This window comes from Vreelandella azerica (genome assembly GCF_013112225.1).
GTDB classification, from domain to species: Bacteria; Pseudomonadota; Gammaproteobacteria; order Pseudomonadales; family Halomonadaceae; genus Vreelandella; species Vreelandella azerica.
This window is the reverse complement of the sequence record NZ_JABFHI010000003.1, coordinates 242010-264398: the sequence shown is the minus strand read 5'-3', so window position 1 is coordinate 264398 and position 22389 is coordinate 242010. Positions and strand designations below refer to the sequence as shown.

Genomic DNA, 22389 nt, shown 5'->3' with positions numbered 1-22389 from the left:
CTGAGTATTATGATTATTAAAGGTGCTTTCACAGTGTTGGCCATGCCGAGAGCGGACAACATCGCCCATTGGCACTAGCCACCCTCATCCATTGGTAGGAGTTCGCATGGTTTCACTGCTGGTTGCTGATGACCACCCGCTGTTCCGCGATGCATTGCAGGCGGTGATTCTGGGCGGCATGGCGGATTGCCAGCTACATGAAGCCGATTCGCTGGACGCAGCGCTTACCCTGGCTGAGCAGCACCCGGATCTGGATCTGTTACTGCTGGATCTCAGCCTGCCAGATGCCCAGGGGCTGGAGGGTTTGCAGCAGGTGCGTCAGCAGCAGCCCTGGCTGCCGGTGGCCATTATTTCGGCCAGCCAGACCCGCCAGCATATACTCGATGCCTTAGCATTAGGTGCGGTGGGCTATATTCCCAAATCCACCCCGCGCGAAGCACTGCTGAATGCACTGGAACAGATTCTTGGCGGCCAGGTTTACCTGCCTTCCGACATCATGCGCCGCCCAATTGACGAGGCCCCGGCGGCCAGTGCCATCGCGCCGCCTGTCATCAATAGTGCGGTACTTAAGCTGACCGATAAACAGCTGGCGGTGCTGGCCTGCATGGGGCGCGGCAGTTCTAATAAGGAAATTACCCGGGAACTGGAGATTGCTGAAACCACGGTTAAAACCCACGTCTCTGCCATCCTGCGCAAGCTGGGCGCCAGCAGCCGGGTGCATGCCGTTGTAATGGCGGGGGATGCCGATATCGAATCACTGCGCCAGCAGCGACGTTAACAGCATACGCAGGCGTAGCGGTTTCAGCGGCTTCAACAGGCAATGCATCCCGGCTTCACGGGCCTGACGGCTGATTTCAGCATCATGGTTGGCAGTAATCACCACCGTTGCCAGCCCCGGATACCGTCTTTCCAGGCGCTTGGCCAGCGTCAGGCCATTTTCACGCCGCTGGCCCAGCTGATAATCAACCAGCAGTACCTGCGGGCGTTCACCGTCACTGGCGGCTTCCAGCGCCGTGACAGTCCCCGCCGCCCGCACCCGGCAACCCCACTGCCCCAAAAGCGCCTGCATCCCTTCCAGAATGGTCGGGTCATCGTCAATCACCCAGACCACCTGACGGCTAAAGTCCGTTTCCAGCCGCGCGGTTACCGGGCCAGGCAGGCGCGGCGCGTGTTGGCCATAAGGCACAGTCACCGAGAAGCAGGCGCCCTGGCCTGGCGTGGAGACCAGGGTCACTGGGTGGGCCAGCATGGTGCTGATGCGATCGACAATCGCCAGCCCTAATCCCAGCCCACGGCTATGCTGTTGGCTGGTCAGGGCATCTCGCTGAAACTCCTGAAAAATCCGTTCACGCTGCTGCTCGGCAATGCCCGGGCCGGTATCCGCCACCATTATTTCAAGCCCATTCGGACGGCGGCGACAGCCAAGCAGAATCCGGCCTTGAGGGGTGTAGCGCACGGCATTGCTGAGGAAATTACGAATGATGCGTGCCAGCAGCGAAAGGTCAGACTCCACGACCACCGAAGAGCCCACATAATGCAGTGCCAACCCTCGCACCCCCGCCACCTGGCGGTATTCCTCGGCCAGCGCATCCAGCAGCGTATCGACGCTGAAAGGTGCTTTATCGGCCTGTAATACGCCGGCATCAAGACGTGACATATCAACCAGGGTGCCGAGCAGTGATTCGACATCCTTCAATGAACGGCCAATCCGCCCCACCAATGGCTGGGCATCTTGTGGCAAGGCGTGGGTTTCCAGAGCGCTGGTAAACAGGCGGGCCGCGTTAAGCGGCTGGAGAAGATCATGGCTGACCGCTGCCAGGAATTTGCTCTTCGACTGATTGGCGGCCTGGGCCTCGGCATGGGCTTCGCGCAGTTGCGCATTGACCTGGTTGAGCTCATCCAGGGCGCGATGCAGGGCATCCGTGCGTTCGCGCACCTGTTCGGCAAGCAACACAGCGTGCTCGAACGCCGCATAGGGGGCCCCATTGGCAGCGCTACCGGATTCCACCCGTTCGATCAGTGCCTGACAGACCTTGCGCAAGCGGCGGTTTTCTTCCACCAGCGCCTGAGGGTCAGCGTTCTGGTCATACTCATCATCCAGCTGAAAGAGTGCCAAAGGCCACCCCCGTAAAGGTCTGGTTAACGTGCATACCATGATGCTGTTCGCCGTAGGTATTGAAGCCAACCACCTGGGAGGCGCGCAACAGCGCTGAGGCTGATTCAAGCTGGCCGAGTGCTTCAAGTTCCATGCGGCGCAGAAAGCAGTCACAGCCGATCATCAGGGCAGGTGGCCCCACACGCGCCTTGATCTCATCCAACATGTTTTCCAGATCCGCCAGCAGCGGCAAGGGCCGCATGGCGCTGAGCACAATGCCGTTTTCCACCGCGCAGTAGAAACTCAGGCTGCCATCCTGATTGGCGCGCTGGATCGAGCGCACAAAATAGTGATCCCCCAGACGCACTGCCAGCGGGTAGCGGGCAAACAACGCAGGCGTCAGGTCTTCCACCGCCACACCCACCCATTGAGCATACAGGGTGGCGGCAGGCACACCGTTAAGCTCCCGCACCCGGCGTTGCTCCCGGTCGGCGGCGGTTACCACAAACTTCTCGGTGCGCGGGGCAAGATGGTGGGTAGAAAACACATCAAAGGGCAGCCGGGTGTTGATCATCAACATGACCGCTGCCTGGGTATGAAAAGCCCCTTCGGCAAACACATGGGTATGGGTCAGGTGATTGTCATCTCCGGCAGAACCGCCAAAACTGGGAATACGTCCCAGAGCGGCATCCAGGGTCGCCAGCACCTGTTCTTCACGGCTGGAAAGGCCGTCCAGTAGGGTCATGACAAAGCTGTTTTCATTCAGTGGCGCCACTGCCTTGGGCCGACAGTTGGCCAGCAGGGAATCCACCAGCTGCTGGGCGCGGGGCAGATCAAACCCGACCAGATCATCTACCAGAGCAGGCACCACGCTGAATACCCGGCCATCAAAACCAATCGCAACGATACAGCCGCGCCCGTAGCCAGAAGGCGTAATTTCTCCGGCTGTGGTACAGCCACATATGGGCACTTTGGCAAAGCTGTTCGATAGCGCCTGCCCCAGCGCCTCAAGGTCGTATTCAGCCGTGCAGAAAAAGACCACGCCACCTAATGCCGGGTGATAAAGCCTGGCGGCCAGCTCAGCCACTGCTCGCCAGGCATCGCGTTGGCTGCTCACAGCAGTGATAATGCCATTGCCAGGCTCGTGAGCACCTTGTTCGTCAAGAGGATGAAACATCAACCTCCTTCTTCAGAACCTTAAATGCGCCAAAGGTATCCTGGGAAAGCTGCTCAAGAGCTTTCCAGCGTTGCTCTATCGCGCGCTCAGCTTCTACAGCCTGTTGCAGCTTATGGGCAGCATCGGCCATGGCAAAAGCGCCCACGCTGGCTGATTCACCACGCAGTTGATGTGTCAGGCGCTGAATATCTTCTGTGGGCATGGGCTGAACAGCGAGCTGTGCGCGAAGCTGTTCAAGGTACTCGGCGGCATGTTTCAGGAAAAGGCCAAGCAGTTCATACAACGCTGGCTTACTCAAACTGGTTTCCAGCTGTTGCAGTACCCAGCCATCAATCAATTCATCAACCCGCCCGTCAACGCTCAGCGGTGCTGTTGAGGATGTTTTTTCGAAAATCTGACTGTCGATATCGATATACAGCGCCAGCCGTTGACTTAGCGTGGCAAGGCTTAACGGCTTGGTCAGGTAGTCATTCATTCCTGCGCTCAGGCAGCGTTTGCGATCATCGACAGCGCCACCGGCGGTCATGGCCACAATCGGCACCTTTGCCAACCAGCCAGGCTGCTGGCGAAGCTGACGGGTCAACGTCAAGCCATCCTGATCGGGTAGCTGGACATCCATCAGAATAATATCGTAGGATTTGCGCTCAATCAGGCTAAGGGCTTGCTGGGCATTTTCTGCCACCTCCACCTGACAACCCAGGCGCCTTAGCATCCCCACCGCCACGCGACGATTGACAATATCATCTTCCACCAGCAGTACCGGGCAATCACTGAAATGACTTATTTGTGGCGTAGCCAACGGCGCTTGCGGCTGCGCGTCCACTCTTGGCAAGGTCATCCAGAAGGTGCTGCCCCGGCCCTGCTGACTCTTGACACCTATCTGACCTCCCATGGCATCGCAAAGACGTTTACAGATCGCCAGCCCCAGCCCTGTGCCGCCATAGCGCCGTGTGATCGAGACATCTGCCTGTTGGAAGGGTTCAAACAAATAATCCTGCTGTGTCGCTGGAATGCCGCAGCCCGTATCCGTCACCGTCAATAACAGCTGATTTTCATCATGGCAGCTTAGCGACAGCTTCACTTGGCCCTGCTCGGTAAACTTAAGCGCATTGGCCACCAGGTTCTGCAACACCTGACGCACCCGATAAGCATCCAGGCTGACCCAGGCAGGCGCCGTGTTATCAATATGCATTTGCAGCTGAATGCCTCGGGCTTGGGCACGCGGTTCGTACAGGGCAATAACGCCACGCATCAACGCTTCCAGCTCAACAGGTTTTTCTTCCAAGGTTAAGTGCCCGGCTTCAATCTTGGAAAAATCCAGGATGTCGTTGATCATGTTCATCAGCTGGGTGGCGCTGTCATGAATCGTACGAGCGTATACACGGACTTCGTGAGGACTTGGCGTATGCTGCTGCGGCTGGATCAGCAGCTCGCTCATACCCAGCACCCCATTCAACGGTGTGCGGATTTCATGGCTGACCACTGCGAGAAAATCAGACTTGGCCTGATTGGCTGATTGTGCTTGTTTGGCTGACTCTTCAAGCCGCAGGCCAAGCAGTTCCTGTTCGCGTCGCGCCGCAGCACTTTCACGCATTTCACGCACCAGAAATACCACGACCAGCAGAGCCGAGACGCTCATGCCAACAAGTAGCGTGATCAACAAGCGATACAGGGCACTTAACTGAGCGCGCTCTTGTGTAGCAGCTTCGGCTTGATAGGCGTTGATGGTCATCACCAAACGCTCAGTGTGCCGCGCCAGCACTTGCAGGCCGTCTTCAATATCAGCTACCGCCAAAGGGTTTTGCTGCTCATAGGGCATAATCAACTGGTCAAGAACATCCAGCGCCTGGCGAATGTCTTCAACCAACACCCGGGCATTGGGGATTTGCCCCAACAAGCGAGTGAACTCGCCCTGAGTTAACACATTGATACGACTATAGAGGAGTTCAAAGCGCAGATTGATTGCATCCTGCTCTTTCGCCGACAGTGACTCGCCAGACGCCGCCAGGAGGGCATTCAGCAACTGGACAGTATCTCGGTCAAGTTTGTAGACCACCCAGGACGTATCTTCACGCAATCCTTGGGTCAGGCTATCCTGACGCCACGCCGCTAGTGCCGCTACCATCAAGGCCAAGGCAAACAGCAGGACAGAGACAATGGTGACAAACTTGAACCGCCTGGGGTAGCGCAGCAAGGACGGCTTGCGTAGGGACACAGTGTCAGCGCACATCAATCTTCATAACCTGCCAGACTGCCCGGGAACGAAACGTCTCATTCAAAAGTTCCGTATGATGATCAAAAGGATAGAGTACCCAGAGCGGGCCATATTCGCGAATGGAAATAGGCTCATTATTACGCTTCAGGGCCAGTAGCACATCGTATTCAGCAAAGTCACGAGTGGGAATATAGGCTTCATAACCGTTCAGCGCCGATACATGAATATGCTTGCCATCCGCCTCCAGATAGGCCAGCAGATCGCGCATCAAGGGGCCACTATAGTGAAAGGGCTGACGAGTCCAGGGTGTGCCTGTGTAATACTGATGCTGAGGCAGGTCAGTGAGCATGGCGAAGTCAAAATGCGCCTCTTCACTGACATTAGTGCGGTCAATATTACCGGATACTTTCAGAATGACCCGACCTTCGGGGTCAGGCAGAACCTGCTCGGCATTGGCAACCCCTACCTGTAAGACACAAGCCAGCCACAAAACAGCAATTGATAAGCGTTTTTTCATTCATGGCCTCCTCGCAAGTGCCCTATGAAAAGAGATGGCGTAAGAATACGCCATCTCGCTTGCAAGGTCAGTCAAAAGGCACTTGGTTAACAGTTACCAAATGAAGCCGGAATGAAACCCACGATCAGAAACTCACTCAAAGCTCACCAAGTCTTCGTAGGCGTGCCAGCTGGCGTAACCCAATACGGGCAATATCAACGCCAAGCCAATATAGAAAGTCGCTACGCCTATAATGAAACTAAGCGTCAGCATGGCTCCCCACAGTAGCATGGGACGGAAGTTGGTGGTCACACAGCGAATGCTGGCTTCTATGCCTTCCATGAAACTCATGTCACGATCCATGACAACCGGAATGGCAATCGCACTGATCGCAAAGGCACCAAATGCCAGCAAACCGCCGATAACAGTACCCACTCCTACCAAGCCTAGCCCCTGGGGCGTTGTCAGCAAGGAAGCGTAAAGTACTTCCGGGCTGGGCACTTCAAGACCAAAAAATAGCGCGAACAGCAGAGTTGCCAGGCGAATCCAGGCAAGAAAGAAAATCATCATCATCACACCGACCATTGCCAGCTGGCTGCCATGCGGCCGCCAATGGCCCAAAGCATGGCCAAGATGCGGTGTTTTTCCATCCTCTATCGCTTTGCTGATGCCATAGCATCCCACTGCCACCATGGGGCCCACAAACATGAAGCCAGCGATCAACGGTAACAGCCAGTGCCAGAACCCCATGTTGACGGCACCGGCGGTAATGGCAATGCTCAAGCCCACCCAGAACAACCCATAGGTGAGACTGACAATCGGCGCCCGACGGAAATCTTCAAAGCCGGCGGCAAGCCAGGCTTTAGGACGGTCTGTATCGATGTGCTTGACGTTGATTTTGGTCACGGCTGAATCCGCCTGGTCAAGTGGCTTTGTTATTGATGTACCCATAGTGAAACTCCTTTATCACGCTTACCTGTCGCTAGCTGCCGGTAAAAATCCAGACTGATTAAGTACTCATTAGCATGTAAAGTATCACTTAATCGCATATTTTCACTGTAGCGGACTTCACGGCATCCGCAAATAGTTATTCAAAATATGTACAAAAACCCTACCAAAGTGTTAACCAAGAATCAAAAGCGCCCTTCAAAAGCTCGAAAAAAGCCCCGATCAAATGACCGGGGCTTTAAACACGTCTTAAGGCCTTACCTGCGTTGGCCGTTAGCGCACTATCATCACTGACATTTTGGCATGGTGTACAACATGTTCAGCGTTAGGGCCCAGCACGTAATCCACAAACTTGCGCTTGTTGTGCGATGCCATCACGATCAGGTCGACCTCCAGCTTCTTGCCTGCCTTGATGATGGCTTCCCAGGGCGAACCGTCGACAATCACGCTCTGAGTCACAATGTCCTCAGGAATATGCTCCTTGATAAACGCATGTTGCGCTTCAGAAATCGCTTCATGCGCCTGTTTGGAGAAATTCTTCGGAAAATAGGCACCCACCATGGGCATGTTGAACTCCGGCATCACCGTCACCACATGCAGGGACGCCCCAAAGGTTTGGCAAAGCGTGATCGCCGTTGGCAAAGCCTTCTGCCAGGATTCTTCTGCATTAAGGTCAACAGGCAATAAAATTTTCTTGTACATCTGTACGCCTCCTATGCCGTTGCCGTTTGCGCGTCAGCCTTGCTGCGCCGACGGCGTTGCAACACAACCACAAACCCGAATACCACAAAGGCTGGAATCCACATCAGCTCCTTAGTCCAGCGTTCAACCGGGGCCAGTACTTCAATGATTTCCTGATCAAAGTCAAAGCCAATGTCGGCTGCCTGGCTTCCATAAGTCACCATGTCAACAATCGCCCTATCATCCTCAAACAATAGCATCAGCCCCAGGTTATCCAGGCGCTCCTGACCTGTTTCACCTTCAGGTACCGGCACTTGCATATAGGTTGTCAACGGGTCACCAAAATCATCAAGCCCTTCAATCTGAACCCGCAAAGTGGAATCTTCATCAACGTTACCCAGCGCCTGCACAAACTGTGAAGGCGGCACAGAACGGTAAGGGTCATGAAGCATGTCCATGAAGAAGCCAGGACGGAAAAGCGCAAAAGCAACCAACAGCAGCAGAATCGATTCATACCAGCGGTTGCGGGTAATCATGAAACCTTGCGTCGCCGCTGCAAATATCAGCATGGCAATGGTGGAAATGATAAATATCACTATCCCCTGTAGCCAGGTCACATCAATCAGCAACAGATCCGTATTGAAGATAAACAGAAACGGTAAAGCAGCCGTGCGCAGGCTATAGTAAAAGGCCTGGAAACCGGTACGTATCGGGTCGCCGCCGGACACCGCTGCCGCGGCAAAGGAGGCCAGCCCCACCGGCGGTGTCACATCCGCCATGATGCCGAAGTAGAACACAAACAGATGCACGGCGATCAGCGGTACAATCAGGCCATTCTGCTGGCCCAACTGAATAATTACCGGTGCCAACAGGGCAGACACCACGATGTAGTTGGCCGTGGTCGGCAGGCCCATCCCCAGGATCAGGCTCAGAATGGCGGTGAAGAACAGGATCAGCATCAGGTTACCCATGGAGATGGTTTCCACCACATCCGCCAGCACCAGGCCAACACCGGTTTGCGACACAGCACCAACAATAATCCCCGCCGTTGCCGTGGCGATACCGATACCGATCATGTTGCGCGCACCAGTGACCAACCCGTTCCATAAATCCATGGCACCTTCGCGTAAATCGGCCTGCATATCGCCTTTACCGCGGAAAATGGCGGTAATCGGGCGCTGCGTCAGCATGATAAAAATCATGAAGACGGTTGCCCAGAAAGCCGAAAGCCCTGGCGACAGGCGCTCCACCATCAGGCACCAGACCAGCACAATCACCGGCAGGATATACTGCAGGCCGACCATGACGGTTGGGCGCGTTTGCGGCAGTTTGATGACAGGTTCATTGGGGTCATCCATTTCCAGCTCTGGGTAAGCCGCCGCCATTTTCAAAAGTGCAATATAAATGACCACCAGACCTGCCGCTATGACCCAGGGAGCAGCGCCGCCCAGGGTTGGCTTCAACCAGCCCAGGCCGTAGTAAACCGCCAGCGCGGTAATCATCATCAACAACAGGCCACCCAAAAGCCAATCACCTTGCGTACCAGCGGCTTGGGCGGATTACTGCTTTCCAGCCCCTGCATATTGGCTTTCAGCGCTTCAAGATGGACGATGTAAATCAGGGCAATATAGGAAATCAGCGCAGGCAGGAAGGCGTGTTTGATCACTTCGACATAGGAAATGCCCACATATTCAACCATCAAAAAGGCCGCTGCACCCATAACCGGCGGCATAATCTGGCCATTCACTGACGAAGCAACTTCAACCGCACCGGCTTTTTCTGATGAAAAACCAACACGCTTCATCATCGGGATTGTAAAAGTCCCTGTGGTGACGGTATTGGCAATGGAAGAACCGGAAATCAGACCAGTCATACCAGAGGCTACCACCGCAGCCTTGGCCGGGCCGCCCTTGAAATGGCCCAACATTGAAAAAGCTACCTTGATGAAATAGTTACCCGCACCGGCTTTATCCAGCAAGGCACCAAACAGCACAAACAGAAAGACAAAACTGGTAGAAACCCCCAGGGCGATACCAAATACACCTTGCGTGGTCAGCCACTGATGGTTGATCAGGCCATACAGGCTAACGCCGCCATGAGCCAACAGGCCTGGCATATAAGGCCCTGCCAGCGAGTAGATCAGAAACACGGAAGCGACGATCATCAAAGGTGGCCCCAGCGCCCGCCGGGTTGCTTCAAGCAGCAGCACCAGACCGATGACGCCAATCACTACATCCTGCAGCAAAGGTGCCCCAGGGCGCGCCGACAGCCCTTCATAGAAAAGGAACATGTAAGCACCGCAAAACGCAGCGACGCTGGCAAGTACCCAGTCCTGAATGGGAATACGGTCACGCGGTGAGCGCTTGAGCGCTGGATACGCCATATAGGCGAGAAAGAGTGCAAACGCCAGGTGTATGGAACGCGACTGCGTCGCGTTGAACACCCCAAACCCAAGCATATAGGGCAGCGGTGAAGCAATCCAAAGCTGAAACAGCGACCAGATGGCCGCAATGCTCACTAGCAGCTTGCCCGGCATACCCGTGGGCTTACGTGCCCCGGAGTCGGATGAGGCGACCATATCCTCAAGATCAACAGCCGCATCGGGGGCCCTGTTGTTCTCTGTCATAAGCATGCCCTGCTATAAGTAGAAGACGCTATTGATGCATGACGTCTTGTTAATCCAATGCCTTTTGGCACCCTAAACACAATGCGCGGCCCCAAGAGGGACCGCGCATCACTTCCGTTGAGGCAGTTTACCTCGCTTGTACAGCCGCTAATGATGATAACGATGTTAACGGCTGAACAGGCTGAACTTACTCGATCCAGCCCTGCTCACGGTAATAGCGAGCGGCGCCATCATGCAGCGGCGCTGACAGGCCTGAGGAAATCATGTCTTCTGGGTTCAGGTTTTCAAAGGCAGGGTGCAGACGCTTGAAACGATCAAAGTCATCAAAAACAGCCTTAACTGTTTCGTAGACGGCTTCTTCTGATGTTTCTGTTGTGGTGACCAATGTGGCCGCTACACCGAAGGTTTCCACATCATCCGGGTTGTTCTTGTACAGGCCGCCCGGAATGACAGATTTGGAGTAGTAGGGGAACTCTTCAATAATGCCATCAATATCTTCATCGTTGAGCGGAATCAGGTGCGAATCGACCGTGGTTGTCGCTTCCTGAATGGAACCATTTGGATGGCCTACCACGTAAACCATGGCATCGATGTTGTTATCTGACAGTGCTGCCGCCTGCTCAGCAGCGCCCAACTCGGAAACCAGTGAGAAGGTATCACGATCCCAGCCTTTGGCATCCATGACCACTTCCATGGTGTTACGCTGACCGGAACCTGGGTTGCCGATGTTTACGCGCTTACCTTCCAGATCACTCAGTGTTTCGATGCCAGAATCAGCACGGGCCAGCAGTGTCAGTGGCTCACCGTGGATACGGAAAATAGCACGCAGATCTTCGTAGGCGTCACCTTCAAAATTGCCAGTGCCGTTATAAGCCTGATATTGGACGTCAGACTGGGCAACCCCCATATCCAGCTCGCCGGACTTGATGCCGTTGACGTTGGCAACAGAACCACCGGTAGACGGGGCGTTACAGCGAATGTTGTGCTCATCGCTGCCACGGTTTACCAGACGGCAGACCGACTGACCGACGACGTAATAAACACCCGTCTGGCCACCGGTACCAATGGTAATGAACTGTTCATCCTGGGCCACTGCAGGAGAGGCAAACGTTGCTGCTGCGATCAGCGCACCAGAAAAAGCTGCGGTCGAAAATACATGACGATTCATTGGCTTACCTCTTTTCTTGATGTTATCTAGCTAACGCATATGGTGCTGTGGTGACAGAGCACCGCCAGCACTCTTTTTATTGACGACCCATGACTGCAGGTCATCATTTCAAGATGAAGCACTCAGCACACCAGCTTTGCAAACTGGCAAGTGCTACTTTAGCGAAAAAACCTGTTGGCGAATATGCAAGCATTAACAAGCAAAAACGTTACGTCGCATTTGACAGGTTATACCTGAGTCTAACGGCTTGCAGCGTTGGTAGGCGTTTATTTTTATGCCGACGTTGCATAAGGCATTACAGAAAAGTTTAGAACCTACCGACGTTTCGTCTTCTCCTGTTCAAATCGCGATAAGCAATCTAAAAATTTAAACTTTCAATCCAGCATGGCATAGATGCCTGTTTTTTCAAACACTTTATGAAAACAGTGGCTTCTCAGGTAGGCGACACGAGATTTTATACGCCCATAGCACCTCATTGCAGGCGCCCACAAGCGATGTTTAACGCACTATTGTTCAGGCTTTTTAACCAGCTTGGCGGTGATCTTCTGCAACTGCGGTGCACCGATCAAAATCAGCACGAACGCAACTGGCCACGCAATATAGAAGGCTCGCCACCAGCGCCCTAGAAAGCCTTCAGCCAGACCTGTATTTGCCCAGGTGATCACGAGTGTCATCAATGTCACCATGTAGATTGACATCAGAACCGCAAAAATCCAGCGCGCATAACGGGGTGGAAAAAACATGACCTCTCCTCATCGAATGTTGATGAACCTGCATATAGCATAAATAACCATAAGAAATACACTAATAACTTAAACACCCATCAATGCACGTTTGCCTCATTTTAGACGTTGTAGCCAAGTAGTGTTGGTAGCCATAGCGCTATACTGGGAAACACCGCCACCATCGCCAAGGCAGTCGCCATGGCTAACACAAACAGCAGCGCCCAGCCCACTGTCTGCTCCAACCTTATCTTGGCGACCTCAGTTGTCACCATCAGGTTGACAGCCACCGGCGGGGTAAACTGCCCAATGGCAATATTCATGGCCAACAAAATACCGAACCAGACCGGATTCCACTCAAAGTGCTGCATCACGGGAATCAGAATCGGCATCATGATCAGATAGATTGAGATGGCATCCAGCAGCATACCCGCGACGAGTACCGCCAGCATGACCAGAACCAATAGCAGCACGCCGTTATCTGTCAGGCCTATAATCCATTCAGCCAGGTGACGGAAGGTACCCAACATGGTGCCTGCCCAGGCAAAAATACCGGCCAGCGCGATAATCAGCATCACCACGCCGGAAATGATCGCCGCTTCGCCAAGCAGCTCCCAAAGATCTTTTAACGTCATTTCACGGGTGAGCAGCAGGCCAACGGCCGCCCCATAAGCCACTGCCACCACAGCTGCTTCAGTGGGCGTAAACAAGCCGGAACGCAAACCACCGAGAATGAGCACGGGAGCAAACAGCGCCGGCAAGGCTTGCCGAAACGTAGTACGGATACTGAGCCGCTCAACCTCCTCACCGACTGCCGGGCTGCCTTCCCAACCACGCCGACGAGACATTATTAATGCAGGCACCAACAGTGCCAGCCCAGCGAGAATGCCGGGGAACAGCCCCGCAGCAAACAGCGCTCGCAAATCCACTCCTGGTACCACAATGGAATACAGGATCAAGGCGACCGATGGCGGAATAAGAATCGCCGTCGAAGCAGAGGCCGCGATCAGGGTTGCAGAAAATGGCTTCGGATAACCCGCCTTGGTCATGCTCGGCAGCATCACCATGGCGACAGCCGCTGCATCTGCCGGGCCGGAGCCGCTCATGCCGCCCATCATCATGCAGACCAGAACAGCGACCAGCGCAAGCCCCCATGGCGCGGCCCGATCAAGGCCTGGGCAAAGCGCACCAAACGTATCGCGACCCCCGCACGTTCGAAAATAAGCCCGGTCAGGATAAACAGCGGAATCGCAATCAAGGGGTATTTGGCGATGCTGTTATAGGTGTTGGTGCCCATGGTGGCGAGCATATCTGGCGATAGCCCGATCATAATCCCCACTGCGCCAGATAGCGCCAGTGAAAAAGCCACCGGCACACCCGCGATCAAGAAACCGGCAAAGGCCAGGATCATCCAGACATCAGGACTCATCTTCAAGTCTCCCGCTCAAGCGGTCACGGGTTTGCTGCACAAGACGCACCAACATGGCAAACGCCAGTAAAGGCAGCCAGAACAGATACCACCATTGTGGCAGCCCAAGCCCTGGAGACAGTGATTCCCACTGATATTCCTGCCAGACGAGTTTTACCCCAAACCAGATAATCAGCCCCAGCACCAGCGCACCGCAACCTGCCTGAAAGATAGTCAGTGCCTGGCGTAGCTTTGCAGGCAACGCCCTCTCCAGCAGGCCAATACGAATATGGCGATTGCGGCGCAGCGCCACCGAAGCACCGGCAAAGGTCAGTACCACCAACAGAAAAACGGAAAACTCTTCAGTAAACGAAAAGGATCCACCGGTCAGGTAGCGCGTCACCACGTTGCCCAGGCTGATCACAGCAATGATCACCAGTGCCAGTGCCCCAAGCCAACGTTCCGGGCGCGCATCAGGCGTTTGTTTCATCACGATTCCACCCTGTTCAAACAATGACCGGCCACCTGGGCCGGTCATCAATTTTGCCTATAGCATGAGAGATATCGCTTAACGGGACTCAACGGCTTCCCGAGCATCCTCAACCAAGCCTTCACCAATCCGCGGTACCCACTTTTCATAGACCGATTGAGTGGCATCCACAAAGCGCTGGTACTGGTCGTCGGTCAATTTGGTGACCGTCACCCCACGTTCCTGGATAGCCGCCAGACGCTCGCTTTCCTCTTCACGGGTCATGGCAATTTCCCAGGCGCCGGCCTCTTCGGCGGTTTCACGCAGCAGCGTCTGATGCTCTTCGCTCAGCGACTGCCAGACGCTCTGATTCACCGCGAAGATAAGCGGATCATTCATATAGTTCCAAAGCGTCAGGTATTCCTGACCGACCTGATCAATACGCGCCACATCAAACACCGACAGCGGATTTTCCTGGCCATCAACGGCGCCGGTGGTCAGGGCAGGCTGGGCATCCGTCCAGCTCATCTGGGTCGGGTCAGCATCGAGTGCCGAGAACGTATCCTGAAAAAGCGGCGAGCCAACCACGCGGATCTTCAGGCCGTCCAGGTCACCGGGCTCATCCACCGGGCCGCGGGAGTTGGACAGCTGGCGAAAACCGTTTTCGCCCCAGGCCAGCGGCACCACGCCTCTGGATTCAATCGCTGCAAACACTTGCTCGCCTGCCGCACCGCCAGTGACGGCATCAACCGCAGCTTCATCAGGCAGGAGAAAAGGCAATGAGAAAAGATTCAGCTCAGGCACCTGCGGCGACCAGTTAATGGTGGAACCCACGGCGGCATCAATCAGGCCAGAGCGCATGGCTGAGAACTCACGGGTCTGATCACCAGAGACCAGCTGGGAATTGGGGTATACCCGCAGAGTCAACTCACCTTCACTGCGCTCTTCAACCAGATCTGCCCATTTTTCGGCCGCCTGCCCCCAGGGAAACGCATCCGAAAGCACGGTTGAAACCGACAACTCACGGGCTTGAGCGGACAGGGCGCCTGCCAGGAATACCGCACCGGCCAGACCTGCCGTTACATGAGTCATCTTGCGTGTCAGCGTCATAATGAATCCTTATTGGTTTTATCAGTTTTATTGTATTGAGCGGCGTGTTATGCGGCTTAAATTATAGGCCCTTTATGGATGAAAGACAGTCATCCAGATCTCGCCCGCTTAAACGCTGGGTGAGCAAGCTGCTTGCCCCTCACCCGGCAAGGCCACGCAGTCACCTTCGCGAATCCCCGCTTGGCGAAGTAACCGGCATTGACTTCAAGCGCCGCCGCATAGGGCGTATCCGGCGTATAGGAGCGGCAGTCGCTGGGGGATGATGAGCCGCACGGCTGCATGGTTCTGATCGCTACTATCGTACCCTCACTGTTGATGAAGGCAATATCCAGCGGAATCAGGGTCTGAAACATCCAGAAGCCATTACGCCCGGATTGCTCGCGGGGATACATGAACAGCATGCCGTGGTCGGCTGGCAGGCTTTCCCGCCCCATCAGGCCACGCTGGCGCTGCGCTGACGTACGGGCGACCTCAACATCCAGACGATGCGGCCCTTCAGTCCCATGCACGGCCAAGGCCATCCGTTCAAGCGGAGCTGCTTCTGGTGTCGTGGCCAGTGCCGATAGCGGCCAGGCCAGCGCCAGAAGCGGTACTGCCAGTGAGGCGGTTAAAAATGCACGGCGATTGAGATGCATGGTGGTTTCCTCAGGTTTCATAAACGCCAGGGGGTGTGGATACTTCATTAGCCACTGGCCCCATCACATGAATGCCGGATGCCAGCAAGGACACCTTCACCATGGCGCCGGGCGCCAGCTGGTTACGACGCGCCGCATGGGTGCCGACTTCAAACCGTAGCATATCGCCATGGGCAACCCTCAGAGCCACCGATGTCATTCCCCCAAGCGCGACAACTTCGCTGACCATGGCGGCGACCGGGTTTTCCCGCTCGCCATTGGAAGGGCGCTCGCGGCGATGCAGCACAATATCTGAAGGCGGCAGATACCATTCCAGCTTGTCACCTACCCTATAGCCTCCCAACTGGGCTTGCACCTCAGCACTTACTTCGAGCAGAAAACGCCCCCACTCAAGGCAGTAGCGGCCCTGGTAGTGTCTCAGCGTGGCACGATAAAGGTTATGGCGGTCCAGCAGCCTGGCCACAGCAGATGATGCCGGACGACGAAACAGCGCCTCTGGCGGGCCGCTTTGCAGGGTGGTGCCATTATGTAGCACGCACATGGTATCTGCCAGGGCCGCCGCTTCAGTCAGGTCATGAGTCACCAGCACAATCGGAATGGCAATCTGCTGACGTAGCAAAGCCAGCTCGCGCTGCAGGCGACGGCGGGTGACCTGATCCACGGCGGAAAAGGGCTCATCCAGCAGCAGCACTTCAGGTTCACGGGCCAGGGCGCGCGCTAGCGCAACCCGCTGACGCTGGCCACCCGATAGCTGATGGGGAAACCTCCCTCCCAACCCTTCGAGCTTGACCCGCGCCAACCATTCTTCGGCCCGATGGGCCTGAGTGGGCTTGGGCAGATGGCGTAGCGGTATGGCAATATTATCCCGCGCACTCAGATGCGGAAACAGCGCATAATCCTGAAAAACAATCCCCACTCGGCGCTGCTGTGGCCTAAGTGAGTGCTTACGCTGAGCATCAAACCAACATTCTTCGCCACAATGGATGACACCCGCAGCGGGCTGATAAAGACCGGCAATGGCCCGCAGCAAGGTGGTTTTTCCGCTGCCAGAAGGACCGACCAGCGCCAGCAATTCGCCACTCCGGCAGGCAAACTCAGCCTGCAAGGGAATCGGCCCCGGCTGGGCGAGCTGTAGCGATAGTTCAGCCATGCACCCTCCTGCGTCGCCCGGCAAGACCATACACCACGCCAATGGTGATAAACGAAACGCTTAGCAGCACAGCGGACATCATGGCGGCGGCGGCCTCGTCAAACGCCTGCATGCGGTCATAGATGGCAATTGCCAGGGTGCGCGTTTCAGCATCGATGGAGCCGCCTACCATCAGAACAACTCCAAACTCACCCAGGGTATGCGCAAAGGTCAGCGCAAACGCCGACAGCAAACCCGGCCATACCAGCGGCAACTCAATCTGCCATAGGGTTTGCCAGGGTGACAGGCCACTGCACCAGGCCGCTTCTCGCAAATTGGCAGGGATGCTTTCAAAGGCACGCTGAATCGGCTGGATGGCAAAGGGCAGGTTGGCGACCAGGGAAGCCAAAAGAATACCCGTAAAGGTAAAGTTCAGACCGCTGCCAAACACGCTGGCCCAGAAAGCGCCAAAGGGCGCATCGCGGCTGAAAGCCGTCAGCAGATAAAATCCCAGCACCGTCGGCGGCAACACAAGGGGCAAGGCCACCAGCGCCTCAAAAAACCACGCCCCTTGAAACGCGCATAGGCCAGTGCCCGCCCGGCCCAGATGCCCAAAGGCAGCAGAATAAGGCAGGTCAGCACGGCCAGGCGCAAGGATATGGATAGCGCTGCCCAATCCATCATTGCGGCACAACGAAACCATAGTCACTCAATATTGCCCGCCCGGTGTCCTGCTGCAGCCATTGATAGAACTGTTCGGCGACTTCACCGGCCTGGTTTGTCAGCACCATGCGCTGGCGCAGCGGGTTGTGCCAACTCTCAGGAATCAGCAGGTGCTCGCTGCGCGCTTCAAGTGCAGGCGCCAGTGCCAGGGAGTAGGCCACCAGGCCACCGCTGACGTCGTCGGAAAGGGCGTATTGCGCCGCCTGGGAAACGTTTTCGCCAAGAATATGCAAGTCGGCCGTCGCCGCCCAAAGCCCAGCATGCTCAAGCACCTCCTGGGCGGCGACGCCATAAGGGGCATGCTCCGGGTTGGCCAGGGCAATCCGCTGGCGCTCGCCCGACTGGTGAGCGGCCAGCGCCTGCTCCACGGCGGCCAAGGGGTCATCCTCATCAAGCTCAGCCGTACCGGGGCTTTGTAGCCAAGCAAGGCGCCCAATCGCATAAATGACACCCTCATCCTGCACATGGCCTTCCTGATGCAGCGCCAGCACATAGGATTCATCGGCGGAAAGGTAGAGCTCGAACGGCGCGCCCTGGGCAATCTGACGCCGGAAGTTACCGGAAGAGCCAAAATTAAGTCGCAAGGCATGGCCACTCTGCTGCTCGAAACGTTCGGCTGCCTCGGTCAGCGCAAACTGCAGATCCGACGCGGCGGCCACCACCGGCGGCGCTGACTGTGCCTGTACGCTGGCAGGCAAACACAGGGTTGCCAGCCACAGGCATAAGGCAGTGACAAGACCGCGCATGGTTTACTCCTTACCCAGGTGCTGTTCGGTAATTGTCATTACTTTCATGGTGTTGGTGCCGCCATGGGCGTTCATATGGTCGCCACGGGTCAGGATCACATGGTCACCTGGGGCGACAATGCCCTGCGCCACCAGCAATGACAGGGCGCGGTCATTCAACTCAGTGGCGCTCATTTCAGAGGTATCAAACGGCAACGACACCACGCCGCGATACAGCGCCATACGGCGCTGGGCAATCGGGTTATGCGCCAGCCCGACAATCGGTAACCCGGAACGAATCCGTGAGGCAATCAGCGGGGTGTAACCTGAGGCGGTCATGCAGGCAATCGCCGTGACACCCTGCATATGGTTGGCCGCATACATGGCAGACAGCGCTATGGTTTCATCCGCGCGCAAAAAACCCTCATGAATACGGTGGCCGGATTCCTGGGCAATTTTTCCCGCTCTGCGCCCAGGCAGACCCGCGCCATCGCCTCGACGGTCTCCACCGGGTAATCCCCTGCAGCGGTTTCTGCTGACAGCATGACCGCATCGCTGCTGTCCAGCACGGCATTAGCCACATCAAACACTTCAGCGCGGGTGGGCAGCGGCGCGCTGATCATGCTTTCCATCATCTGGGTCGCCGTGATGACTGCACGATTCAGGGTGCGCGCACGTTTGATCAGCTGCTTCTGAATACCCACCAGCTGGGCATCACCAATTTCAACGCCCAGATCGCCCCGCGCTACCATGACAGCCTCGGAAGCTTCAATAATCCCGTCCATGGTGGTTTCATCCATCACCGCCTCTGCCCGCTCCATCTTGGCCACCAGACCAATGTCAGCGCCCGCCTCGCCCAGCAGTTCACGCGCTTCCAACATATCCTGTGCCGAGCGGGGAAATGAGATCGCCAGGTAGTCAACGCCAATGGCAACGGCGGTTTTCAGATCCTGCTTGTCTTTTTCCGTCAGTGCGGGCGCCGACAGGCCACCGCCCTGTTTGTTGATGCCTTTGTTATTGGAAAGCTTGCCACCGACAACGACCTTGGTGAGCACTTGCTTTCCTTCTACGCCAGTGACATCCAGCACCAGGCGGCCATCATCCAGCAGCAAACGGTCACCTGCGCTGACATCATCTGCCAGCGTCTTATAGTCACAGCCTACCCGCTGGGTATCGCCTGCATCGCTATCAAGCGCCATATCGAGGATAAAGGGCTCACCTTCCTTCAACACCACTGCCCCTTCCTTGAAGCGGGCAATGCGAATCTTCGGCCCCTGCAGGTCGCCCAGTGCTGCAACGCTGCGGCCCAGGCGGGCGGCGGTTTCCCGTACCGCCTGCAAACGGCGCTGATGGTCTTCGGGGCTGCCGTGGGAGAAGTTCAGCCGCACCACATCCACTCCTGCCGCCAGCATGGCTTCAAGCACACCTTCGCGATCACTGGCTGGCCCCAGGGTGGCGACAATTTTGGTGCGACGAATAGAGGAATAATGCAGTGCGTTCATAAAGCTCCCAGGTTATGCGGATAGACTATCCAAAAACATTTCTGAGACTGCCTTTATCAGGTACTCAGAAACATCAGGTTTTAACCAACCATTTTCTAGCCTAGCATTGTAGCGCCATCAAGATGACGGTTTCGATCATGACGTTATGCCAGTGCCAACCTGATCCGCATGGGCAATGGATACTCATCGCAATTATCGCCCTCGCCGCCACGGTCAATCACCAGGAACTCACCTTCCCGATCGAGCACTGACTGAATCGCATGCCAGGTACCCGCCCGGTAGTTAACGCCCTGGCGGCCGTCGGTCACAAAGGCACGCACATCGGCCGCGTCAATGCTTTCTCCGGGCGGCGCCACAACAACAATAAAGCGCTCCTCGTGCAGCGGCATAAAGGCCTGGCTGCCCAGCGGGTGACGCTCAAGAAACGTCAGCTCCAGTGGCAGGGTCACCGGCTGGCTGACAAAGAGACTGATCAGGGGTCGGGCGTTTTCCCCCAGGGTCTGCACCGTCGCCAGGTCGTGATGGCGCTGGGTGCGGCCAGCATTGATGGGAAATGACGCTGACGTACGGGCATCGATGACCTCGCCAAAGGGAGCAAAGGCGTCAGCGGTCAGGGGTTCAGCAATCAGTTCGAGCATGAAATTCTATCCTAAAGCGTTAGCGCTGCGTGGCGGTTAACGTCCTTGTAAAGCAGGTAGCGAAACGGCCCCGGCCCGCCGGCGTAACAGGCTTGAGGGCAGAAGGCACGCAGCCACATGAAATCACCGGCTTCGACTTCCACCCACTGCTGATTGAGGTGATAGACCGCCTTGCCTTCCAGCACGTAAAGGCCATGTTCCATCACATGGGTCTCATCAAAAGGGATCACACCACCGGGCTGGAAGGTGACGATATTGACATGCATATCATGGCGAACGTCAGCGGGGTCGACAAAGCGCGTCGTTGCCCAGCGCCCTTCGGTGCCGAGCATTTCAATCGGCGTAACGGTCTGCTCGTTGGTGACAAAGGCGGCGGGCACCTCCAGGCCATCCACAAAGGCGTAGGCTTTGCGTATCCAGTGAAAACGTACTGGCGCGGCGGATTCATTGCGCACCTGCCAGCGGCTGCCCGGCGGAATGAACGCATAGCCGCCCGGCTGCATAAGATGCGGTTCGTCTTCCAGCGTCAGCGTTAATTCCCCCTCCACGATAAACAGCACGCCTTCGGCCCTGGGGTCCAGCTCAGGCTTGTGGCTGCCCCCTTCAGGCTGCACTTCCATAATGTATTGTGAAAAGGTTTCCGCAAAACCGGACAGCGGCCGAGCCAGCACCCACAGGCGGGTTTTTTCCCAGAAAGGCAGGTAGCTGGTGACGATATCGCGCATGACGCCCTTGGGAATCAGCGCATAAGCCTCGGTGAATACCGCGCGGTCAGCGGTCAGCTGCGTTTGCGGCGGATGCCCGCCCTGGGGCGCATAGTAAGGTGATGGGTGCATGATTGACCTTTAGCGATTAGGCGCAGGATGGTGTTCAGCCCAGTGACGGGCAATATCCACACGACGGGCCACCCAGACATGGTCATGGGCTTCGATGTAATCCAGAAAACGCTGCAATGCGCGAAAACGCCCGGGGCGCCCGAGCAGGCGGCAGTGCATACCTATCGAGAGCATCTTGGGCGACTCGCCACCTTCGGCATAGAGCACATCAAAAGCATCGCGCAGGTAAGTAAAAAAGTGCTCGGCGGTATTAAACCCCTGGGGGCTGCAAAGCGCATATCGTTGGTATCCAGGGTGTAGGGCACAATCAGGTGGTCATGCTCGCGCCCCTGGCTGTCCGTCACCTGCGTCCAGAAGGGCAGGTCATCGCCGTAATAATCGCTATCGTAGAGAAAGCCACCTTCGTCAACAATCAAGCGGCGGGTGTTCGGGCTATCCCGTCCGGTATACCAGCCCTGGGGCTTTTCGCCATAGAGCTTTTGGAAGATGGCCATTGCCTTATGCAGATGATCGCGTTCAACCGCCTCAGGCACTTCCTGATAGTGAATCCAGCGATAGCCGTGGCAGGCAATTTCATGCCCCAGCTCCTTGAACGCCATGGCCACGTCGGGATGACGCTCCAGCGCCATGGCAACGCCAAACACGGTGAGCGGCAGATCACGTTTTTCAAACTCGCGCAGAATCCGCCACACGCCTGCCCGCGAACCATACTCGTAGATGGATTCCATACTCAGGTGACGATCAGGATAACTCTGCGCACCAATAATCTCGGAAAGAAACTGCTCTGACCCCGCGTCGCCGTGCAGCACGCAGTTTTCACCGCCTTCCTCATAGTTGAGCACAAACTGAACGGCAATACGGGCCTTGCCGGGCCAGTTGGCCTGAGGTGGCTGACGGCCGTAGCCGATAAGATCACGCGGGTATTCCGACAGGGTATCCACAGGCATAAAACACTCTCACAAATGGGTTGCAGGACATGACAGCTTCACAAGTGAAGATATCTCCAAGTTGAGTAAGCTCAGATCAATATAGCAGCTAAATTGTATACAAATTAAGGCCACAAGTATTCAAACACTGTTTTATAAT

At 56.1% G+C, this 22389-nt stretch carries 17 protein-coding genes and 4 pseudogenes; 1 reads left to right on the top strand and 20 read right to left on the bottom strand.

Going from position 1 to position 22389, the window contains the following annotated elements:
- Positions 1 to 106: 106 nt before the first annotated feature.
- Positions 107 to 778 carry a response regulator gene (locus HLB35_RS09115; RefSeq protein ID WP_171702344.1) on the top strand — a complete coding sequence of 224 codons (672 nt, stop codon included), beginning with the start codon at positions 107 to 109 and terminating at the stop codon, positions 776 to 778.
- On the opposite strand, the gene HLB35_RS09110 is transcribed toward HLB35_RS09115, so the two are convergent.
- From HLB35_RS09110 to puuE, 20 genes and pseudogenes are all read right to left on the bottom strand, one after another.
- Complete coding sequence (locus HLB35_RS09110; RefSeq protein ID WP_235937094.1) at positions 755 to 2116, bottom strand: ATP-binding response regulator; 1362 nt, start codon at positions 2114 to 2116, stop codon at positions 755 to 757. The genes HLB35_RS09115 and HLB35_RS09110 overlap by 24 nt on opposite strands.
- Positions 2094 to 3272 carry a nitric oxide-sensing protein NosP gene (gene nosP / locus HLB35_RS09105; protein ID WP_171702342.1) on the bottom strand — a complete coding sequence of 393 codons (1179 nt, stop codon included), beginning with the start codon at positions 3270 to 3272 and terminating at the stop codon, positions 2094 to 2096. The genes HLB35_RS09110 and nosP overlap by 23 nt, the downstream gene beginning before the upstream one ends.
- A complete protein-coding gene (locus HLB35_RS09100; protein ID WP_171702341.1) occupies positions 3256 to 5502 on the bottom strand; it encodes an ATP-binding protein in 2247 nt (748 codons plus the stop codon). The genes nosP and HLB35_RS09100 overlap by 17 nt, the downstream gene beginning before the upstream one ends.
- Entirely contained in the window at positions 5492 to 6004 is a 513-nt protein-coding gene (locus tag HLB35_RS09095) for a putative pterin-binding protein (RefSeq protein ID WP_171702340.1), read from the bottom strand. Before HLB35_RS09095 ends, HLB35_RS09100 begins: the two co-directional genes overlap by 11 nt.
- Before the next feature lie 132 nt (positions 6005 to 6136).
- A complete protein-coding gene (locus HLB35_RS09090; protein WP_171702339.1) occupies positions 6137 to 6934 on the bottom strand; it encodes a DUF2189 domain-containing protein in 798 nt (265 codons plus the stop codon).
- Between the two features lie 270 nt (positions 6935 to 7204).
- Positions 7205 to 7633, bottom strand: coding sequence for a universal stress protein (locus tag HLB35_RS09085; protein ID WP_171702338.1), 429 nt, complete (start codon positions 7631 to 7633; stop codon positions 7205 to 7207).
- A gap of 11 nt (positions 7634 to 7644) precedes the next feature.
- Positions 7645 to 10238 (bottom strand): annotated as a pseudogene (locus tag HLB35_RS09080) (TRAP transporter permease).
- A gap of 187 nt (positions 10239 to 10425) precedes the next feature.
- On the bottom strand, positions 10426 to 11406 hold the full coding sequence (locus HLB35_RS09075) for a TAXI family TRAP transporter solute-binding subunit (RefSeq protein ID WP_171702337.1): 981 nt from the start codon (positions 11404 to 11406) through the stop codon (positions 10426 to 10428).
- Positions 11407 to 11912: 506 nt separating this feature from the next.
- Positions 11913 to 12149 carry a DUF2798 domain-containing protein gene (locus tag HLB35_RS09070; protein WP_171702336.1) on the bottom strand — a complete coding sequence of 79 codons (237 nt, stop codon included), beginning with the start codon at positions 12147 to 12149 and terminating at the stop codon, positions 11913 to 11915.
- A gap of 101 nt (positions 12150 to 12250) precedes the next feature.
- Positions 12251 to 13557: pseudogene (locus HLB35_RS09065) on the bottom strand (TRAP transporter large permease).
- Positions 13547 to 14026, bottom strand: coding sequence for a TRAP transporter small permease (locus HLB35_RS09060; RefSeq protein WP_171702335.1), 480 nt, complete (start codon positions 14024 to 14026; stop codon positions 13547 to 13549). The pseudogene HLB35_RS09065 and the gene HLB35_RS09060 overlap by 11 nt, the downstream one beginning before the upstream one ends.
- A gap of 78 nt (positions 14027 to 14104) precedes the next feature.
- Entirely contained in the window at positions 14105 to 15115 is a 1011-nt protein-coding gene (locus HLB35_RS09055; protein ID WP_171702334.1) for a DctP family TRAP transporter solute-binding subunit, read from the bottom strand.
- Positions 15116 to 15204: 89 nt separating this feature from the next.
- Positions 15205 to 15750 (bottom strand): DUF192 domain-containing protein, encoded by a 546-nt coding sequence (locus HLB35_RS09050; RefSeq protein ID WP_328731432.1) that lies wholly within the window; start codon positions 15748 to 15750, stop codon positions 15205 to 15207.
- 10 nt (positions 15751 to 15760) lie between these two features.
- Complete coding sequence (locus HLB35_RS09045) at positions 15761 to 16900, bottom strand: ABC transporter ATP-binding protein (RefSeq protein WP_171702333.1); 1140 nt, start codon at positions 16898 to 16900, stop codon at positions 15761 to 15763.
- Complete coding sequence (gene modB, locus HLB35_RS09040) at positions 16893 to 17582, bottom strand: molybdate ABC transporter permease subunit (protein ID WP_235937093.1); 690 nt, start codon at positions 17580 to 17582, stop codon at positions 16893 to 16895. The genes HLB35_RS09045 and modB overlap by 8 nt, the downstream gene beginning before the upstream one ends.
- Complete coding sequence (gene modA / locus HLB35_RS09035; RefSeq protein WP_171702332.1) at positions 17560 to 18348, bottom strand: molybdate ABC transporter substrate-binding protein; 789 nt, start codon at positions 18346 to 18348, stop codon at positions 17560 to 17562. The genes modB and modA overlap by 23 nt, the downstream gene beginning before the upstream one ends.
- Positions 18349 to 18351: 3 nt before the next feature.
- A pseudogene (gene pyk, locus HLB35_RS09030) lies at positions 18352 to 19829 on the bottom strand (pyruvate kinase).
- Positions 19830 to 19972: 143 nt separating this feature from the next.
- Positions 19973 to 20467: an ureidoglycolate lyase gene (locus tag HLB35_RS09025; RefSeq protein WP_171702331.1), complete on the bottom strand. Its 495-nt coding sequence runs from the start codon at positions 20465 to 20467 to the stop codon at positions 19973 to 19975.
- An 11-nt stretch (positions 20468 to 20478) separates the two neighbouring features.
- Positions 20479 to 21303, bottom strand: coding sequence for a bifunctional allantoicase/(S)-ureidoglycine aminohydrolase (locus HLB35_RS09020; protein ID WP_171702330.1), 825 nt, complete (start codon positions 21301 to 21303; stop codon positions 20479 to 20481).
- Positions 21304 to 21312: 9 nt separating this feature from the next.
- A pseudogene (gene puuE, locus HLB35_RS09015) lies at positions 21313 to 22250 on the bottom strand (allantoinase PuuE).
- Positions 22251 to 22389: the final 139 nt, after the last annotated feature.

Coding starts and splice junctions, on each gene's coding strand:
- modA (WP_171702332.1), bottom strand. CDS start 18,348: ATGCGCGGTCTTGTCACTGCCTTATGCCTGTGGCTGGCAACCCTGTGT.
- HLB35_RS09085 (WP_171702338.1), bottom strand. CDS start 7,633: ATGTACAAGAAAATTTTATTGCCTGTTGACCTTAATGCAGAAGAATCC.
- HLB35_RS09025 (WP_171702331.1), bottom strand. CDS start 20,467: ATGCTCGAACTGATTGCTGAACCCCTGACCGCTGACGCCTTTGCTCCC.
- HLB35_RS09060 (WP_171702335.1), bottom strand. CDS start 14,026: ATGAAACAAACGCCTGATGCGCGCCCGGAACGTTGGCTTGGGGCACTG.
- HLB35_RS09055 (WP_171702334.1), bottom strand. CDS start 15,115: ATGACGCTGACACGCAAGATGACTCATGTAACGGCAGGTCTGGCCGGT.
- HLB35_RS09050 (WP_328731432.1), bottom strand. CDS start 15,750: ATGCATCTCAATCGCCGTGCATTTTTAACCGCCTCACTGGCAGTACCG.
- HLB35_RS09070 (WP_171702336.1), bottom strand. CDS start 12,149: ATGTTTTTTCCACCCCGTTATGCGCGCTGGATTTTTGCGGTTCTGATG.
- HLB35_RS09045 (WP_171702333.1), bottom strand. CDS start 16,900: ATGGCTGAACTATCGCTACAGCTCGCCCAGCCGGGGCCGATTCCCTTG.
- HLB35_RS09090 (WP_171702339.1), bottom strand. CDS start 6,934: ATGGGTACATCAATAACAAAGCCACTTGACCAGGCGGATTCAGCCGTG.
- modB (WP_235937093.1), bottom strand. CDS start 17,582: ATGGTTTCGTTGTGCCGCAATGATGGATTGGGCAGCGCTATCCATATC.
- nosP (WP_171702342.1), bottom strand. CDS start 3,272: ATGTTTCATCCTCTTGACGAACAAGGTGCTCACGAGCCTGGCAATGGC.
- HLB35_RS09115 (WP_171702344.1), top strand. CDS start 107: ATGGTTTCACTGCTGGTTGCTGATGACCACCCGCTGTTCCGCGATGCA.
- HLB35_RS09100 (WP_171702341.1), bottom strand. CDS start 5,502: ATGTGCGCTGACACTGTGTCCCTACGCAAGCCGTCCTTGCTGCGCTAC.
- HLB35_RS09075 (WP_171702337.1), bottom strand. CDS start 11,406: ATGAATCGTCATGTATTTTCGACCGCAGCTTTTTCTGGTGCGCTGATC.
- HLB35_RS09095 (WP_171702340.1), bottom strand. CDS start 6,004: ATGAAAAAACGCTTATCAATTGCTGTTTTGTGGCTGGCTTGTGTCTTA.
- HLB35_RS09020 (WP_171702330.1), bottom strand. CDS start 21,303: ATGCACCCATCACCTTACTATGCGCCCCAGGGCGGGCATCCGCCGCAA.